Origin of the sequence: Pseudoalteromonas sp. KS88, from assembly GCF_004766475.1 — a bacterium.
Lineage (GTDB): Bacteria > Pseudomonadota > Gammaproteobacteria > Enterobacterales > Alteromonadaceae > Pseudoalteromonas.
Window position 1 is genome coordinate 1 of record NZ_PYHV01000048.1, and the last position, 1,160, is coordinate 1,160.

The 1,160-nt window shown below is 39.3% G+C and carries 1 protein-coding gene; it reads right to left on the reverse strand.

Features of this window, described 5'->3' with window-relative positions:
- Window positions 1-1,158 (reverse strand): IS3 family transposase gene (locus tag C7Y70_RS20330; protein ID WP_245321619.1). Its coding sequence is split into 2 segments (ribosomal slippage), with 1,156 coding nucleotides annotated over them: window positions 1-838 and window positions 841-1,158; the frame shifts between segments, so codons are not numbered across the junction. This gene is flagged as partial in the annotation.
- Window positions 1,159-1,160 lie beyond the last annotated feature (2 nt).

Genomic DNA, 1,160 nt, shown 5'->3' on the forward strand with positions numbered 1-1,160 from the left:
CCAGGTCTTTTTTATGCACTTGATTTGGTGTTTCCATTCCCAAACTCAAATGCGGTCGTATTTCATTGTATATGAATATTGACTCTTCAACGAGTCGTTTTAACTCTTGTATATTGCGACATGTATAGAGTAAGAATTCTTGTTTTAAGATTCCGTTAATCCGCTCCGCTAAGGCGTTTTGATAACAATCATATCCATCTGTCATCGATGGCTTAATTCCCTCTTTTAATAGCGCATTTTGATACACTTCAGAGCAATACTGTAGCCCTCGGTCTGAATGATGAATCGCATCACGTTTATATACGCGCTGTTTAATCGTCATCTCTAATGCTTTGACTACATCGGTTGCTTTCATTTCATCACTCAGCTCATATCCCATTATTTTTCGGCTATACGCATCAGTGACTAACGACAAGTAATGCACACCTTGCGCTGACTTTACATATGTAATATCACTAACAAAGACTTCCTCGGCCGCAGTAGGCGTATGCTCTTTAAGTAAATTGGGGTGCTTGCGCATCCAATGGTTACTATGTGTTGTTTTAGTGTAATTTTTCTTTGGTTTTACAAGAAAATCATGTTCTCTCAAATAATTAAAAAAACAATCACGCCCTAGTTTAATACCACGCTCTAGCAGCGCTGGTTTTATCATCCGATACAGTTTCTTTCCACCAACGCGAGGCATGAATTGTCGCCAGTACATCACTAGTTCTTTGACTGGCTCCAGTGCTTTATTCCGAGCCTCTATTCTGCGTATAGCTTGGTAGTAACCTTGTCGCGTTATGCCATATGCACGGCATAACGGTGTCAGTTTTACTTGCTGTTTTTCTTTTGTACGCGTGATAGCTCGGATATGTACTTTTTTCGCAAGCCCGCTCCATACTCTTCATCCATGATATTAATCATTTCATCTTTAACTAAATCCTTTAGGCGCAAGTCTTCTATCTCACGCTCTAAACGTTTAATTTTTTGTGCTGGGGTTTCTTTTGATTTAGGCATATCGGTCATATAAGTTGGTGTAGACCAATCTAATTTACCATATTTTCTTAGCCATACAAGAACGGTGCTGCGACCTTGAATACCATAGTGTTTTTGAGCTTGTTTATACGTAAAGTCGCCTTTTTCTACCAGCTCAACAATGGATAGTTTAAAGCCCAATG